General features: G+C 49.7%; 9 protein-coding genes. 7 read left to right on the plus strand and 2 right to left on the minus strand.

The window, feature by feature from the left end; translation table 11 throughout:
- Positions 1-148 precede the first annotated feature (148 nt).
- Together IPH75_14620 and IPH75_14625 are read left to right on the plus strand one after the other, a co-directional pair.
- Positions 149-397: a hypothetical protein gene (locus tag IPH75_14620; GenBank protein ID MBK7143305.1), complete on the plus strand. Its 249-nt coding sequence runs from the start codon at positions 149-151 to the stop codon at positions 395-397.
- 48 nt (positions 398-445) lie between these two features.
- Positions 446-1,063 carry a hypothetical protein gene (locus IPH75_14625; GenBank protein MBK7143306.1) on the plus strand — a complete coding sequence of 206 codons (618 nt, stop codon included), beginning with the start codon at positions 446-448 and terminating at the stop codon, positions 1,061-1,063.
- A 34-nt stretch (positions 1,064-1,097) separates the two neighbouring features.
- On the opposite strand, the gene IPH75_14630 is transcribed toward IPH75_14625, so the two are convergent.
- Positions 1,098-2,222, minus strand: a complete 1,125-nt coding sequence (locus tag IPH75_14630; protein MBK7143307.1) for a hypothetical protein — start codon at positions 2,220-2,222, stop codon at positions 1,098-1,100.
- A 203-nt stretch (positions 2,223-2,425) separates the two neighbouring features.
- Here IPH75_14630 and IPH75_14635 point away from each other — a divergent pair, with 203 nt between their 5' ends.
- The 3 genes from IPH75_14635 to IPH75_14645 all read left to right on the plus strand — a co-directional run bounded on the left by IPH75_14635 (position 2,426) and on the right by IPH75_14645 (position 5,550).
- The gene (locus IPH75_14635) at positions 2,426-3,139 is read left to right on the plus strand and encodes a VCBS repeat-containing protein (GenBank protein MBK7143308.1); all 714 of its coding nucleotides are present in this window, start codon (positions 2,426-2,428) and stop codon (positions 3,137-3,139) included.
- 21 nt (positions 3,140-3,160) lie between these two features.
- Positions 3,161-3,979 (plus strand): T9SS type A sorting domain-containing protein, encoded by an 819-nt coding sequence (locus tag IPH75_14640; protein ID MBK7143309.1) that lies wholly within the window; start codon positions 3,161-3,163, stop codon positions 3,977-3,979.
- 812 nt (positions 3,980-4,791) lie between these two features.
- Positions 4,792-5,550, plus strand: a complete 759-nt coding sequence (locus IPH75_14645; GenBank protein MBK7143310.1) for a hypothetical protein — start codon at positions 4,792-4,794, stop codon at positions 5,548-5,550.
- A 65-nt stretch (positions 5,551-5,615) separates the two neighbouring features.
- Here IPH75_14645 and IPH75_14650 read toward each other — a convergent pair whose 3' ends face one another.
- Complete coding sequence (locus IPH75_14650) at positions 5,616-6,089, minus strand: hypothetical protein (GenBank protein ID MBK7143311.1); 474 nt, start codon at positions 6,087-6,089, stop codon at positions 5,616-5,618.
- Between the two features lie 749 nt (positions 6,090-6,838).
- On the opposite strand from IPH75_14650, the gene IPH75_14655 reads away from it, so the two are divergent.
- A complete protein-coding gene (locus tag IPH75_14655; protein MBK7143312.1) occupies positions 6,839-9,253 on the plus strand; it encodes an SBBP repeat-containing protein in 2,415 nt (804 codons plus the stop codon).
- Positions 9,254-9,365: 112 nt separating this feature from the next.
- On the plus strand, positions 9,366-17,405 hold the full coding sequence (locus tag IPH75_14660; GenBank protein ID MBK7143313.1) for an RHS repeat-associated core domain-containing protein: 8,040 nt from the start codon (positions 9,366-9,368) through the stop codon (positions 17,403-17,405).
- Positions 17,406-18,494 lie beyond the last annotated feature (1,089 nt).

Genomic DNA, 18,494 nt, shown 5'->3' on the forward strand with positions numbered 1-18,494 from the left:
GGCAGATCCGGCGCTATCACGGCGCGGCCCCTCGCGCCGTATTCCCATTCCACACAACAAGATACTGAGCCGGCCCGGTCGTTTTCGCAAAGGGCATCCAATTTGACATCACCTCCCGTAACGCTCACACCTCTACACGGGAGTAAACATGCATTCGCACAATGGTCGGATTCGTCCGGGGGGCTCAGTTCTCGTTCTCGTTCTGCTTCTTTCACTTTTTGCCGCTACTCAATCATTCGGCGACGGAGCCTCGGTCAATCCGCCTGTCACGATAACCGGAATGTCCTCAGACACGACTACTGTCCCGGACAGCCTTGCTGGTCCTGAGTCCATAACGCAGCCCGAAGAGATCAGTCTCTGGTGGTTGGCCATGCTGTTGCTGTCAACAACACTCTAACCCAGAAAAGTGGGGGAGAGTGGTCTCTCTGCCCAAGGAGACAAGACAATGCCAAAACCAGCCCGCATGCTCATGATCCTTCAGCTACTGAGCCACCGGCGAGTGGTTAGTCTCGAAACGATCAAATCGGTCTGTAAGATTCCCGATCGGACCGCGTACCGCTACCTTAATGCCATGTCGGAGGCAAACATACCGGTCTATTTTGACAAGGTGCGCGGCGGTTACAGTTTGACAGCGCCCATTGATATGCACTTGGACGATCTCTCATTGCAGGAGATCGTCCTGCTGGTCACCAGCCTGCGATTGGTTCAGGATCATGTCAACTCATCGTACCGGGCCGAACTGAATCGGCTGGCCGAACAACTGCTCGCGCGCCAGCCGTACTCGGTCGACACGGTCACCGGTGAAAAGTCGGATGGTGATCATCCGAATCAACCCATCCCGGATTTTTCGGCCGAGCTTTCGTTGGCGCTGGCACAAGCCGCGATCGCTGAAGGGAAAAAGCTCTCAGTCCATCTGTCGGTCCCGGATGGTGAGGGGAGGAGTGTAGTAATGATCGAGGAACCTCGCCTTCAATTCGACCGAAGTTGGGGAGTGACAGGCATTGGCGAGGAGAAACCGGCGTTGGCCCGTTTCGAGGAGATCGCGCAGGTGAAGATCGAATAGTCAAACGGCAGCGAATGGAGTTCGCGGGAGGAACTTACTTGTACTCTTTGCCGGCGACAATATAACCGAGTCGGATAAGACCATACACGGGGAGAAATGGCAGGGTAGCGCCCCAGGCCGGGAGCTTTCGCCAGAATGGGCGATCGTCTGTGCGACCAATCTCTTCTGTCATACCATCGGCATATCCACCACCGTCGAGAACTAACGCGATGCGCAACATCCGGAAATCCCGCTGGATATAGTATTCGTAAAGCGATCCGATGCGATTCAGTCCACCGCTCCGGATCGTCGATTGGTATCCGAACTTGTGATAACCATCCAGGCTGGTCACGTAGTGATAGGAAAATCGTTCGAAGGGTCCCTCAAGTGTGACGCCCGCCTCTAGGCCGAACTTTGTTTGCTTCGATTCGCCGACAGCCTGCGGCAAACTTAGTGTGGTAAGGGCCAGCCCAAGCGACGGCGCCGGCATGAAATTAGTGCGGGTACCGGTGTACCAGGTGAACCGCCCACGGATCGCTTCAGAAAATTCAAGGCGATTTTGTGGGCTGTCAAAACTGGCGGTATGTCGGAAGAGCAAAGAGGTTTGAGTATGATCACGCTCATAGGCCGCGCCTATTCCGATGCCGCCAATCCACCAGTCATGCTCGCCATTCAGTGCTGAGTCGGCAGTTGCATACCCATAGGCTAATTGAAAGTATTGAATCGAAACGGTATTAAATCTCACATGTTGCCAGATGTAATCCACAACCACGCTGTCATTGACAAATGCTACTACGGAGCCGTGGCATTCAGATATCTCGGCCGCCTCCTGCTCGGACAGAGCGACAAGTCCGGTCCAGCGGTAACCGTCGGCAAGGGTATCGATTCGCTTCAATATGATCTCGGGTGAGACGGACGGCGTGAGTTGAAACTTCTGAGAGAGCGTACTGAATTCGAGAGTGTCAACGCGGGTCGCCTTAACGCAGAGATCGAACTTGAGATAGGTTGAGTCACCGATATATCGCAGTTCAAAGTCGCCGGTCAGGGCTCGTTTTGTCCAAACGGTGGCTGAACAGCTTGTGCAGAATGGGACCGACAGGATAAAATAGAGAAGTCCGGTGAGCAATATTGAGCTGAACGGCCGGAAAGAGAACTGGTGATCTGATGCGAGGTTAAGCATGCTGTTTATTAAACCACGAGATTTAGTCGCAGACTGTGTTCCCCTCAAATGTAGCAGTATCGAAAAGCTTTAGCAATACAGGACTTGAAGACAGTGGAGTTTGTCAATCATGGCAGAATCACCCTACTTTTGACTGGACATGCAGTCATTTGCAGCCGTCATTGTACTGATATAAGTGCAATAAGACGCACTGGTGGGGTTCTATGTACCGTATTCGGGTGTTCTGTCTTCTCTTATTGATGGCATTGGTTATTCCCGTTGCCGCTTCGCGCGCTTCCACCCCAGAGTTAATCGGAACTATCCACGCCGATAGCGCCAACGTGCTGTTTGGCCAGTACCTAATTCCGCTTTCCGACCAGAACGGGGATGGTTGTAGTGAGTTGCTTGTCGCTAACGGTCGCTTCTCGACCTACATGTACTTTGGCGGACAGGCACCGGACCCTGTTTATAATCTCCGATTCGACAGCACCAATACGTGGGGATCTGATATTGGTGATCTCAATGGAGACGGTCGTCCGGATTTCGTCATCTTGGGAAGGTCTCCGTATGGCTGGAAGCAGAACCTCTACTTCGGTGGCTCCGCTCTGGACACCATGAGGGATGCATGGTTCGGAATCGACTCAGTGCCACCGTGTTTATTCCCAACTCGAGCGACCGATTTGGACGCAGACGGCACCGATGAGCTGATTGTCGCCTCATGCGGTGGCGACTACGTGCAGATTTATAATTTGAGTGAAGGATTCGATTCGCTGCCAGATCGGATCTTACGCGATCTCGCATTGCCGCCCGCGCAATCGGCAAACTGGGCACGGCAACTCGCACTTGGTGATTTCAATGGAGATGGGCAGCAAGATCTTGTCGTTTCTCAAACCCCGCAAAGTATGTCGGGTCTCAATGGTCGCCTGCACTTCTTTTAGAATGGAACCGACTTCGACAGCGTGCCCGATTTCACTATCGTGCGGCAAGGTGCTAACTCCGATGACTATGATCTCTTCGGCTCGGTAATGACCTGCCCAGGCGACCTCAACGGCGACGGTTATGACGATGTGTTCGTGGCGAGCGCTGGGATTGATGACACTGCGTGGGTCTACTTCGGCGGGTCGAACATTGATACGATTCCCGACATCAAGATACCGCTATATATCAAACACGCTGTTTCGGCGGGCGATATCAACGGTGACGGATACGACGATCTGCTGGCTAGTTATGATGTCTCCTTCTCTGGCGACGGACGGGTTTACGTTTTCTATGGTGGGCCACAGTTTAACGGCCAATGGGATATTCGCTTTGCCAATTGGGAGGACAGCATTTATCAAACGAACTTCGGCATGGCAATAGCCGGATTGGGGGATTACAACGGCGACGGAGTTGACGACTTCGCATTCTCTGCGATGGGCAGCTCATCAAGAGGTGTAGTTCACATTTACTCTGGCACGGGTGTGCCAGTCGATGTTCCTGAAAATGATCACGACTCGAACGATAAGGGGATCAGTTTAGATCATAACTATCCTAATCCTTTCAACCATTCAACCACGATCGACTTCAGTATTCCACGTCGCGGACATGTGAAGTTGACCATTACCAATGTTCTCGGGAGAGTTGTCTCTACACTGTTAGACGAATCTCTATCATCTGGAAAGCACTCCGTAGAATGGAACGCAGGGCCTGCCGGAAATGAATTTGCGTCGGGGGTGTACTATTGTCGTCTGGAATATGAGGGGAAAAGGGTTGGACGGAAGATAGTCCTGCTGAAATAGCCAACTCTATGAAAAGAGGGTACTTCTACACGAAGCAGTTGACAGGTTAATCTCACTCTGTCTGGTGCGCTATTAAGCGGGCACCAAAAAATACCCCCGACAGGACTCGAACCTGTTACCCTCTGCTTAGAAGGCAGGGGCCGTATTTTCGGGTCTCCCCGAACATATTCCCGTTGCAGGACAATAACTTACAGGGACCGCAAAAGCAGTATCCACGGAAAAGTCAGAGGCCCTATCGCAACGAAAAGCGGCACGGCCTCTGATCGTCACCACAGCGTTTCCGGTTGAGTACCTCTGAATGGTCGTGGATTTCATGAATGCAAACGTACCTAGAGCCTCTGCCGATTTCAACAAAAATCTCAACCTTGCCCTAACTCTGCTATCGCCTTCAAATACCCGCGGAACGAATAAGATGAGAGCGCAGGTCATGAGGTCAGTATGGCCAAGAATCGTGATCCGACAAAGGGTTGGACATTCGAGATCGTCGAAGTCGAGCGAGAACCAAATGATCAATTAGACCTCGAACAGTGGGTGGTTGAAATACTTCTCCGCAACTTTCTTGAGCAGCGGGGACAATTCAGAAAGGCACAGCCTGCATCTCCCGAATCACCACGAGAACAGACATCGAAAGACTAGGAAGCACCTGCTACCTGGGAGACGCATCTGAAATGAATGTCATCATTGGAGCTTTTATTTGACTACCGCCTTCAGTAGTTTGACTATAGTCTCGAAGCATTCGTGGTCGCACGGTGCTTGCTGTTCAGGATAGAGCGCAGAACATGGACCGTATCATAAGCCAGGGAGTTGCTTGAATGCTCACACTCTGCCTATTCCTTGTCGGTGCAATCGCCGTGAGTTGGTCGCTATTTTACATGACCGGACACCTTCCTCTATTGTCAAAGCGAAAGCAGTTCCCCGATTGGATTCAACGATTTGTACCAGACATTGATATGGTCGACACACTGACGATCGTCGGCGTTGTATTCGGTATTGCCGTACTCTTCAAAGTCGCACCTGACTTTGTCCGGATCGAGAAAGTAGAAGAAGTGCATTTGGACCGTTTCGAGGCGAAGCAGTGGTTGACTACCAAGCCGGGCTTCAGTGACAGCACGCTCACCCCTTTCTACGTTCGTGGTTTTATTGTCAATGATGGAGACAAGATTGGTATGAGCTACGCCGTGGACTTTTCAGTGCCAAGAGTAGGGGTTCGTGGTGGGGTACTCAGACCCTATTCGGCGTTTGTTACGGCAAGCAACAAGTCGCTCTTTCCTCAGCTTTCGTCACTGGACTGGTATCATGCCCATCCGATGGATGGGGTAAACATAGATTATGATGACTCATGTCCTCGAGTTGAGCTTCCGCCGATTATTCCGCAGGGCCAAATTGGTATCGCCCTCGGCCTGGCGAAGCAGAGCTCGCATCCGTGGTGCACAGATCGAATCATCAAGTCATTAGCGAAACCCCTTACCATCCGCCTCCTGAAGTTTCGAAGGGGAGCGTCCTCATACGAAATTGTTGATAGTATGCAGGTAATGATTGATACGATTAAGTATCATGACGCGACGTTGTGACTTCGGTAGGCTTGTTATCCTTTGAAAGACGTTTGTGTCCGCCACATTTACGATTCCACAGTTCGCTATTGACGGTGCATCCAGCTCTGCACCTTTGTTTCAACACTCTGTCTCGGTTGACAGTAACGTTGTCGCGTTCGTGCGATGATATATTCTCTGTTTGACACGTGCATGCACTTAAGCGCGGGGAGTGTCTCGGCGCTGAACGGGTCGGAGGTTGATCCGTTTACGGAGATTTTCATGTAGGTGTTGTATTTGGGGAGACCGAGCAAATCGTTCGAGTTGAATACCGGGTAAAATTCTCTTGCCAGCATTTCCGCATCCTCGGAACCGCAAGTGAACGCGATGAGCGTTCCAACGTTTCCGAGTATCGCAGAAGCGAGTTGCGACGGCAACTGAGCGATGAATTGATTGGCCATCCCTGCGATGTTCAATCGGAACTTCCCGGCTTCGGACAGAATAGTGGGGAAGTCCTCGATTATGATCGTCTGCAAATGATCCATGTAGAAGTCGAAACCTCTGGGTTTAAGTTCTTCCATCTTTGCCCTTCAAAGCGCAGCAAGATGTGACTGCATTGCCGTGACTGAACCCAGATATTTTGGTGTGTAATCCCATATTCCGTCTTTCGAGAATTTCATCAGTAGAATTCCAATAGTATCCAAGAGCTAAGGCAGGTCGAACTTCCGTTTGGTCTGACCGATGATCTTTCCTATTGCCGGACAGGGCGGAAACTGCCCGGCCAAGCAGGGAGAAATGTCTTGACAGTCTGTGGGAAGATTCAGTGTCTTGGAAGTGCTGCGCAATCGTCTCCATACACGGACACGCGTTTGTGTCTTGATCTGCGCGCCGGTGCCTTGCTCTCGCAATGTACTTAACCACACTCAAGTCGGCTTGCTCACTGCAAATGCAAATTGAATCAGCGCACTTTCTAGCAACAGACGGTTTGAATGCCAATTTCAAGCCCTCACTCCTATACTCTGGACTCAATTACAATCAGTAGGAAAAGTACGCCAATTCGCCTGCAGTCCTGCTCCACATAGTGATTTAGATCCTTTACGGACAACTATGTTGCTGTCGATATATTATAGTTGTGTTGGGGTCATGTTAAGTACTCGAGATTGATTAATCTCTCGTGCCGAAAATATCACTTGACCGCGGTGCGCTTACAATCGATATTGTTGTCGATTATCTTAGTTCCGTGCTTCCCCGGCTTACAATCACTTGAACGGTTGAGTACTGCGGGGTCGGAGGGACTGCCTTTTCAAGCATGTATTGGGAGGTTGGGTTTGTGCTTGTCGACGCGATCTTTCGTCGAATCATTGGCAGTGTAATAGTGTTGCTCGGTGTTACCGTGCTTACGGCTGGTTTATCGACTACTGTGAGGTCGACTGAGCCGTCAGTATCGGTGTCCTCAATTTCACCTACCTGTTTTATCCAAAATTGCGGCCAATGGCCGGATTCGATTCTCTTCCAAACCAAAGTCAACGGTGCAGTCGTCTGGTTTGGTCGATATAGGCTCTACTATCAACTGTTCAATCGCAATGAGGCAAAGGCAGATTCCGCCGATCAGTTCTTAACTCGACTTGTGTATGAAGAGCTTGTAGGTGCCAATCGGAATGCAGAAGTGGTTGGCGAGAATGAATCAAATTACTATTGCAATTACTTCCTGGGCAATGATTCTACCAAATGGACAACCGATGTCCCGACTTTTTCGTCTATCAGATACTATGATATCTATCCCGGTATCGACCTCCGGTACTACTACCGAAATGGGCATTTGGAGTACGATTTTCTGCTGTCGCCGAATGCCGACCCTCTGGCGATTCAGATAAAGTATCAGGGAATTGATTCTCTCATTACCGGCGCCGACGGCGAATTGATAGTAGCGACTGACTGGGGGAAGATCATACAGCAGCCACCTTTCGTCTATGAAGCGTCGTCCGGCCAACTCGTAGGGTGTGAATATCGAATTGAAGGCAATTCTTTGGGATTCGCCGTTCAGCTAAGACTTGATGAACTGGCGATCGTGATAGATCCTGTCTTGCTTTTTTCCAGTTATCTTGGTGGCTCCGAAAACGATCAAGCCTATGATGTGGAAGTGGATGGACGCGGAAATGTGTATGTGGCAGGGCAAACCATGTCCAGTGATTTTCCGAACGTGGGATTTCCTATCACGATTGTGAATTGGGACATGTTCATTACCAAACTCGAACCGCGAGGTCGGGATTTCATTTATTCTACATTCATCGGTGGTCAATACGACGAACATGCTTCGTCCATTAAGGTTCATACAAAAGGCGACTTGCTCGTCGGTGGGCAGACAAGTTCTTATGACATTCCTCTCTATAGGCCGGTTCAGACATCGCGAGATGGTCCTACCGAAGGTATATTACTTCGCATAAACGATCGAGGTAACTTGATTCGGTTCTGCACCTACTTTGGTGGATCAGTTACCGACACTATTGCCGACGTGGGATTCGACAGTGTGGGTAACGCCTATTTCTGCGGACATACCTGTTCTCCCGATCTGCCTTTGAAGAACGCATTCCACGATTTTACCGGACTTGAATGTGCATCTTTTTTGGTGAAAATGCCGCCATTCGGTGACTCTCTGATTTCCTGTACTTATGTAGGTTCGAGTGCGTATCGTCTGAGAATGGCTGTGGACAAAATTGGCCAGGTGCATCTGGCAAGTATGATTTGGGAGCAATACTATCCGATGTATCGGCCTTTTCAAGTGAGACATAATGTATCCGGCTCCGCTGACGGTGCGGTTACCAAGTTTGCCCCAGACCTAAAGAACTTGGTATTTAGTACTGTGCTAGCCGGTTCCTATGGAGGATACTTCAACGGAATCGCATTCGACCAAGAGGGTCGCGTCTATGCTGCTGGAGGTACATCCTCGAATGATTACCCAGTTATCAACAGGCTCAAGAATATGTCCGGGAATTATGAGGGCGTGATCAGTATTCTCGATTCAAGCGGTCAGCATCTGTTGTTCAGCACTTTCTGGGGTGCAGGGCCATGGGCCGGGCTTGACGAAATCAGAGACGTGGCTGTGGATTCTCAAGGATACATTTATGCATTGGGCATAGTGAACGACTGGGACTTCCCTTTGAAGAACGCATTCGATTCGCAAACAAATCATGCGGCGGAGGTGACCATCACTAAAATTGCCCCTCTCGGTCAAGAGATTGTGTACAGCAGTTTTCTGGGCGGAGCGGGCAGCGACGGGGCGGTTTCCGTTGCAGTCGATGATGCTGGCAACGCATACATAGCAGGTATTACTGGCTCGGGTGACTTTGCGATGGTGAATCCCCTCGACAGCACCATTGCAGGTGGGGATTGGCCCTCGGATGCCTTTATTGCCATCGTGAGCGACGAATTGACTAATATTGACGATCCGATTCAGCCGACCCTTCCTAGTACCTTTGTGCTCCACCAGAACTACCCAAACCCGTTCAATGGTGAGACTGTTATCGAGTTTGATCTGCCACGAACAGCAGACATAGACTTATCAGTTTACAACGTGTTGGGGGAGAGGATATGTACGCTGGTGGACGGGACACGTAACGTCGGAACACATAGTATCCGTTGGGATGGCACAGACGATGCCGGACAGTCCGTTGCGTCTGGAGTGTATTTCTGCCATCTGTCAACGGAAATGGTCTCTTTTAGGAGAAAAATGGTACTTCTCAAATAACACAGAGCGAAATACAAGTAAAGCTTTGGCAGACTTGTCCAACATAGACGGGTTCTTTTTTTGCTGAATTTGTGATTGACGAAAATTTCTGACACAAATAGCAGGGGTATGTATGAAGTCGCAAGCGTCAACCTGGATATCGGTAGTGTTGCTGACGATTGGCTTGGCTATCGGTGCCTTCGGACAGGAAGTCAAGTATTCAATCGTCGGGACAGCGGCATCCATCAACTATGGAGCAACTTCGGCAAGTGAGTTTAAGTCAGTTTTTGACGCTGGTGCGGGAGCTACTCCGGCCGGCACGGTGGACAACTTTACCGGTCAACACAAGGAGTCATTTCCACTCTGCGCTCTTTCAGGAAGGGGAGGAATCGGCATTTCGTTAGCGTTGGACTATGACGGGAATGTATCACGAATTGCGAAGGAAGAGAATCGTCTGGCACAGGCCTCTCCATTTGGCCTTGGCTTTTCGATGGGGATTCCTTCAATACTATCCGATCAAAGGGGAACGACGGACATCTCAGATGATTTCTATTTCCTTATTGAGAATAATAATAAGATACCTCTGACGCCGCTTGATGATTCATCGTACATTCTACAAGATGCCAGACCTTGGGTCATCGTCAGACATCACGGCAATGTACATGGCATCACTCAGGTTATTGGCTGGACGATAAAACTTCCGGATGCTTCGCTATTACGCTTCGGTGACTATACTACCGCAAGTTCTACCTGGAATGCGACAAGAAATATTCTCTTTTACGGGAACTATGTCGGCACCGGGATCACTCCATCAGACGAACCTTATGCATTTCAGTGGGACCTCAAAACAGTTTCCGATGTGGAGAGCAAAAATGTACTGACATTTAGTTACCTTCAGGAGCGAGCTCACCTTCGAGTGAACAATAACGGTGTCTCCGACACTTCAATACATAGGTATACTCAGGCATCTTACGTTGAATACATTGGGGCCCCAGATGGCGCAGGATTGTTATTTCTCTATTCGTCCCCCAGGAGCGATGTTCAATCCTTTTACGGTTCCAATAACTACGAATTCTATCACAAGAAGCATTTAGCAGAAATCCGCGTGTTGAGCGCTTCAGAAGTGGTTTCATCGCGTCTTAAATTCGATTTTGGGTATTTGAATCCGGAGCGCGGATCAGCCTTAAAGAAATTGCTTCTTACCGGCATAACACAGCAGTCTGGCGACGCCACACAGAATATGCCAGCAATCAGATTCGAGTATGTTACCGATTCAGCTTCTTCTGTCATTGGCTCTATTCGTCGCATCTACTACCCGAGCGGTAGCTTCAAGAGCATCCACTATTCAGCACTGCACGAAAGTGAGAACTACAGTCAACTGGACATGCAAGTCGTAGATTCGGCACATTATGACTTTGGAACGCAGGGAGATCTCAGCAGCATTTTCGTGAGCGACAATCAGTTTCTGCAAAGAGATCTCTATGGTGCTCGCCCTGTACTTTATGGCCGCTGGGATGGTTACTGGCATATCGACTCGATGCCATGGTCTGTCAACATGTTACAGGGCTCCATACCGGCTGTTTCGCCGGACGGTTGGTTTGCGTTCTGCCCTGCGGACAGCAACAGGATAATCCTGAAGCGATGGATGGATGGCTACTGGCGAGATGAAACGGTGGTTGATACTATTTGGCCACGAGTAGACCGTGTAGGCACGACAAATGTTCCAGTCATTGTGCCAGGCAAGAATAGCTTTCTGTACCTGACGGGAAGTTGGGATGACCATTATAACCACCGACATTTGCAGACGGCACATTACTTTAGATGGGATGGAAGAGTGTGGAAAAGGGTCTGGGTGGGGAGTGGGTATTTTATTCCAGAAGATGGGTACGAATTTGACAGTGATCGATTTATCCTCAGAACGGAGTCTTTTTCTGACGTTTCATATGTCTTGGGCGGGTACAACTACTCTTTACAGCAGCTCGTGACCGATACAGTGGACGTTGAGGATGGACCAATGGCATTCGATCCGGGGCCTACTCATGCTTCTGGTTCTTCTTACTTTGCATTTGGAAACGTCGATTCACTCTACATTGCGGACTGGTCTGGCACCTCCTGGGCATTACAGACTTTGGCGCCATACCCTGATAGCACGACACTGCAAAATGTATCGGCCACTGCGAATGGAATAGCCTATTCATTTGTGGAAAGAGGGTTTGACTATCCTTTACATTACTATTCAGGATTCGCCTCTACTGACGGAACGACCTGGGTTATGAAGAGTCTTCCGGACCAAGGGACAAGTGAAACGAAGCTGTTCTCCGGGAGTAACCACTACCTGTATCAGCAATTGTCTCCAGGTGGCGCCAAGATATTCGAGTGGCGCGACACCGGTTGGGCGATTGACGATACAGTTCCTGTACTTCCGGATCATGCACGACCATTTGCAAATGGAGAAATGTACAGCATTGCCTATCCGCGTGAAGTGTACTCTTCCAATTATGTCAAACGATATGCTGGCAATGGCGCATGGGACGACACATATTGGTTCAGCCAAGATGTGGCCGAAATTGGAGCCACTGATGATTATATCGTGTATGCCCAAGATCCCGATATTTGGCTCCGAAGTTACAAATCTTACTACAAAGGCACCAGCGCCATAACTCGCAAGATAGACACGCTGCAGTTAAGTGGGAGTGTGTGTTATAGCACTCCGGCGCGACGCGCACAATTCTATTGCCTTCCAGACAATTTCTATAGAGAGATGCGATACATCAAAGATATTGATCCTGGTCTCGGCCAAACCTGCCAACCATGGAAAGATGTCTTCGCCCATAAACTGGTAGACACGCTGTTTAATGGCAAACCGGAGGCCATGGTAGTCAGTGAAGTAAGAAGCTACAGGTATATCGGGGACCCGAACCCGGTGAGGCAGCAGTACAACTATTATGCAGGACTCCTGGATGCCTCCGCTCGCAACATGAATTTTGGGAAAGTGCGAGTGACGCTGCCTTATGACGGCACCTATCCGGAAGCATACACCTATCACTATTATTACAACGATATTGATTCAGCGCGTTTTATTGATCCGGGAGTCTGGTCTAAAATTCCGCGCAACATGCTCAATCTGGCGGACGCCAGTCGATTCGGAGTTGACAACGGAGGGTACTCGCTGGACGGCGTAGAATACCTTAGCCATGCCTTTACAGTGGGTGACTCAGAAGCGAGGTGCCAGGATACCAGCATCTCATATTTCTCAGTGGTAAGACCTTTCGACACACTACCTGATGTAGAACGAATGGTGGTTGACTCGACTCATGCGATCCAGGATAGTCTACCTAGCGATATGCGGTTTCATTATGACTCATTCAGTGGCCAAATCACTGCGACCTGGAGGCGATATGTGCCAGCGGGAACTTGGCTGATCGATTCCATACAATACGGAATTCATGGCGGAGATTCCGCAGTTTTCAAGTCGGACAATGCGCTTTCGACGGTTATCAGCCGTAAATCATACTTGAGGGCCGTGGACAGCTCGTACACCTTACTCAATAGAGACAGTACGACGTGGTTGAAGAATGGTAGCTGGCGGCCAAACGAAAGCTTCGTTTGGCGAGATCCGAACACCGGTTCCGGGATTTCCACTGGCTCTTACCCGACTAGTGGAGCATTTGATGAGTATGGCAATGTTATATGCCGAGTCAGTACTGACGGAACTTATGAGGCATCGAAATACGCGGCCAACGGGACATATGCAACGACGACAGTATTAAACGCTCGACCAGAAGAATTCGTTGTACAGGACTTCGAACAGCCTTCTAACTGGGACAACTGGTCGATTGGTACTGGAGCGTACGCTTATTTCGTAGGCGACACCGTTGTTCACTCAGGCTACAAGGCTTTCAAAATACTGGACAACCCTTCCACAATTGAAAAGAATTGGGGACCATCCCGGATCATTTCGAGGGCCGATCTGACTGACAGCATGTACTTTTTTTCAGGTTGGGCCAAGGCAAATCACGCTGTCTTGGTGTTCTGCTTTTGCATGGATGATGCTGGCCAGACCTGCTCCGGTGGCTATAAGTACCTTACCTTCGACAGTGCCAAATTCGGTGGTGGTCAGTGGACAAGAATTGAAGGATTGTTTGACTTACATGATCAGATGGCGCCGGGGAGCACCTGCTTCACAAAGCTAAGATTCCAGGTCGTGCTTGCGGATGATGGTTCTGCTGTGACAGGAGACTATGCTGTCTTTGATGATCTTCGATTCCATCCGTACAGGGCGAGCGTGTCAACTAAGTGGATTGACTTGGACAGTGGCTTATGCATGGTAGCTGCCGGCTCAGACAATCTTCCTGCGACCACTAACCTTGACCGGTTTGGCAGAACGAAGGAGGCATTGGATGCTCGGGGAAAGAAGTTGTCTGCTTTTGAGTATAGCAACACGATCTGGCGTGATTCCATCGAGCTCAAGGTGGAGCAACACTATCCTGAGACTGGAAGAAAAGACACGACGATATTTATGGATAGCGCACAGACGATTGCATGGAGCGTTCACGCCGAAGAGGGTTACGCCGACAGACGGATTCAGGCAGCCTTACTGCATAACGGTACAGTGATACGTAACTTTACTTGTCTGACGGACTGCTATCAGAATGCCACAGGCACGTTAACTGTACTGCCGGGCGATGCGCTGAGAATCATTGTCGATGTGGAGTCAAATGGTAATATGCGGTCGCCAGACCCCGACTGGGATCTGGTCGTAGCACTCTCATATTTTCGACCGTACTACGACCCTGATTCACCGGAATACGTGCGTACATATACCTTTGGCGAAAGTAAAGATACCTTGAGTAGTGTGTCTTTCTACGATCCGTGGGGAAGATTACTGCAGGCACGTGTTCGAGATTCGATTAATTCGCAGGAGCGTACAACAGTCTCCGGGATATCTACAGTAAATGCAAGAGGGCAGACGGTAAAATCGTTCAAAGCCTACCATGACCTTATTGCACCGAGTGCATTGGATGATTATTCGCCGTTCGAAGAGGCAGTCACTGAAGTGCGCCACTTCTACAGCGATACGGCAAATGAGGGACCCAATTGTGAAGGGTATCCATATGTCGAGTCAGCATACAGCAAGCGTACCAGGTCACGCGTCGACAGCTTAGGGAGAGCAGGTGCAACACTGCAGATTGCATCGACTCGCCCAACAAAGATTCTATATGGTGTTGACGGTTCAACTGCCGACACTCTGCGTAGTTTCAGTCGCACAATTGATCCCGACAGCGTGGTATCTGAAGGGATTGCAGACCATTGGGGTCGCTACGAATTGAAACGCCAACGCTTTGAAGACTCGCTAGGCAATGAACAGTGGATATCTGTGTCCACAGAACGAGATCTACCAACACGACTGTCAGTAACGAAGTTCAACACGGGGGCATCTATTGTCTCGCTGGATTCAAGTCACCAGAACGCTATTGGTCAGAATGACTGGACCTGGAAGGTTGACTACGGCCAAATTCGTATGCTATACGACAGGTCGGGCAATCTGCGCTTCATGCAGAATGACAAGCGACTTGCCGAGCACAAAGCAGTCTATTTCAAGTACGATAAGTTGGGAAGAAAAGTGGAAGAGGGCTTGGTCTCGGACACCCTTTTCAGCCAGTCGAAAGCCGATGACCCAAATGCCCCAAGTAGTCAATCTACCGTTGCCTACCGGTGGTTCTACGATTACTACAAGCGGGGAACAGGCGCCGCAATAGTGGCCCCCGGCAGGCTGGTGAGGGTTGAGAGTGGTGATACTCTCTACTATCGCAACTACAGATTCTTCCCAAACGAGAACTACGATGAAGAAGTTGTAAAACTACCACAGGGTGCAGTTGGCAAGAAAAAGATCATCCGGCATTTCTACCATCCGGACGGAAATATCCGGAAGTTGGTGGTCTATACGGACTCTGCGTCTTCAACGTCGTGGAGAGCATTCAATTACACCTATGATGCGCTGGGGAGACTTCAGTCCATTCGGAAGGCGTCGCTGCTTGACGGGTTGCCTAGTGAGGATACGCTCACCTATGTAACCTACAACTACAACCCTGACGGTTCATTTCGCCAGGTAGTCTTGGGACGCTATGACTCATACGGTGACACACTGCGCCATGACACTGTCCAGACGCTCGACTATCGATACACTCCTACGGGCTGGCTTGAGGCGATCAATGACCCTTCAGGTGTCTCGGCGAGCATGAGCGGATCCAGCGATCATTTTGGAATGAAGTTTAGCTACTTTCCAGATTCAATTCAGGTAGGCTATTACAATGGGAGGGTTCGTTCCATTACCACAGCAAACTCTGCAGGGGTGTCGCCCATACAACACCTATGGAAGTACACTTACAACGATCTTGGGTGGCTCACGAACGCAGACGATACTGCAGGAGGGAGCAATTCAGATCGGGCCTATAACTACAATACTCTCGGACAGCGTGTTAGACAGATTGCCGGGGGCTCAGGTGCAACAGACTACACATACGATTCCTCTCCCGGTTCATCAAAGCTACTTTGGATCACTGGATCGGCAAGTACCAGGACCTTTGATGTGCTAGGCAATCTTACGTCCGATGTCTCTAGGGGGGTCAACAATCTGATTTACGACTACCGCAATTTGCTGGTCAACAGCTATTCCGCGCCGAACATCCCCGGAGGCGCGCAAACCAACGTAGTTTGCGTATACGATGAAACCGGGCAACGAATCAAGAAAGGATACAGCTACAATTTCTGGGCTGATTGCCCAGGCCCGGACGGCGGATTGGAGCTACAGGGAATGGGCGGCGAGACCATATCCCTGACTGAGAGTCAGGACACGCTTGGCACTCTGCTCGTCAACGATACCTCTACATCCGGAGAAGGGACAAATTCGTCAATTCCTAGCCAGTGTCTTTATACTGCGGCTGCTGCAACGTTTTATCTGTATGATGGCGGTGTCCTACTGGCTACTTTTGACCAAACTGACAAAGTGATTGATATGTTTGTCAATGGTTCATCGGGACGAATTGCCAGCTACTATCAGAATAAGGACTCGCTACTTTACTACTTTGTGGCAGACAATGTAGGTTCCACTAGGCTTGTTGTTAAGGGAGTGCCGAAACAAGCGCCGCAGGTGGCAGAATACTACAATTACTATCCGTTTGGAGAAATGCAACAATCGTGGGGAAACTATCCGACCGCATTCAAGTTTTCAAGTAAAGAGCATGATCAGCATGGCGGATTCAACTTCCACTATTTCGGTGCCCGTTATTACGATCCCGCGCTTGGGCAGTTCTCGTCGATCGATGCGGCAGGCCAGTTTGCAAGTGGATACGTATACGGCGGGAATAATCCGATTTCCACAACCGACCGTGACGGAAACTTAGCATGGTTTGTGGCCGCCGCACTTTGGACTGCAGCGGATTACGGCATTGAGGCTTTTACAACCGGAAAGCTTCCTGATTGGACACTCAGAGACTTGGCGATCAACTACGTCACGAATGTTGCCACAGTAGGAATAGGAAGAATGAAAGGTGTCAAGGATGGAGCGAAAATAGTAGCAACATCATTAGTTGATACGGCGAGCGAGTATTTGAAAGATCTTGGCGACGGAAAGGTGAAGCCAATAGGAGATTACATCAACAAAGCAGGTACTTCTATTGCTTTTGGATTTGCAATGAAGTGGATTTCGAATCGGGCCAAAGAGACTGTCGATGATACTGCTGACAAGGCTAAGCAGAAGGCAGAAGATGAGCTTTCAAAGTCTGCTAAGAAACGAATGAAGGAAGTTGGGTTATCGCCTGCCGATCTTGAGGATCTTCCACCTTCACAGATGGACCGAGCACTCTCTAGAAAACCAAGCGTTCAAAAGTATGTTACAACTGCAAATAGAGTTAATAAGATCCAAGAAGGCAGTCATGTGGCAATAGATGCTGCCGCCGAGGTTACGACAAGAGCAGGTGAAAGGGGTATGGAACTTCTGTCACGGTGTCCGGGTGAGATGGTAGTAAACAACAGCGAAATCGGCCAAGCTGCGATTAATTCGATGAGTACATCCATTCAGATATTTGATCCGAAGTCTCTTCTCAGGGGACAGAGCTTTTACGTCCCTTATACGAATTTTCCAGATGCAACTTCCACAAACTACATTTACTAGCGATTTGACAACATGAATAATCCTACACATCAGAAAGAAAAACTCAAGAAAGTGACGAGGGGGCAACTTGGCTCTTTATGTTTCATAGTAGGTTGGTACATTTACATGTGGTTTCAGGAGTGGCGTGGAACGATGTTACTGTCCACGTGGGGTTCGTTGCCGATCATTGGACTGTGTCAGGGGGCATTGATCGGAAAGTTCGCGTTGTTGACGGTTGGCACGAAAGAACGAGTGATTGAACGCCAGATGCTGATAGAGCATAATTTTGGATCACGTATGAGGGTTGTCGGGTACGGAGTTCTTGTCTTATTGGCAGCATTACATTGGTATATTGTCATTCATAGTCCCGAGGAATTGAGACCTGTACAGCTTCGTACCATTGTTTTTCTGACCATATTAACAGCAGGGTATAAATTCTGGAATGAGAGATAGAGAGATTTATTAAAGTTTGGGCATGTGCTTGTTGACGGAATCATAGCGGAGATGACGATGGTATACAAAGAGTTTTGTGATATCATCGTGAATACGGTATGACCGACAATCGTATTGGCTGTAGGTGGCGGGAGCTATTAGTGAACCTCGCCCACCATGGAACGTTTCGGGTCGGGCCCGTGGTCTCCAGCGCCCTACCTGTATGTTGGGCTTCTTATAAGCCGCTGTACCTAAAGGGTGGCCCAGCACCGCCATTCCTTGTGTGAGAATCTCTGCCGGCAGATCCTTGGCTCAGCGTGACCATGCCTTCCAAATCGGTTGTACAGCCCGGACCGTGGCCCGGTGGGAGAGGTGACTCTTCTGGTCCCAGCATCGGCTTGTCTGTTGCGAACATTCAGTAGCTGGGCTTGCCGTAGCAGCCCGGGAGGGAGCCGTACAACCGCCCGTTGCTCCTTGCGCTGCTCTGCCTGGTACAGCCGCTTAGCTCGCGCACTGGCTGCATCCTGCATTGCTTCTTCCTGAATGCGTGTGAGCGTTGCGCGAGGGTGGGCTCTCCCAAGTTTTCCTGGTAGTAGTTTCGAATATCCTAGATTCGAGTGAGACAGATGCTCCTCTATAAGGGTGAGCAGCACTCTGGTACAAAAGAACGCTCAATGA

The sequence above is a fragment of the bacterium genome (genome assembly GCA_016708025.1).
In the GTDB taxonomy this organism is placed as follows: Bacteria; Zixibacteria; MSB-5A5; order GN15; family FEB-12; genus FEB-12.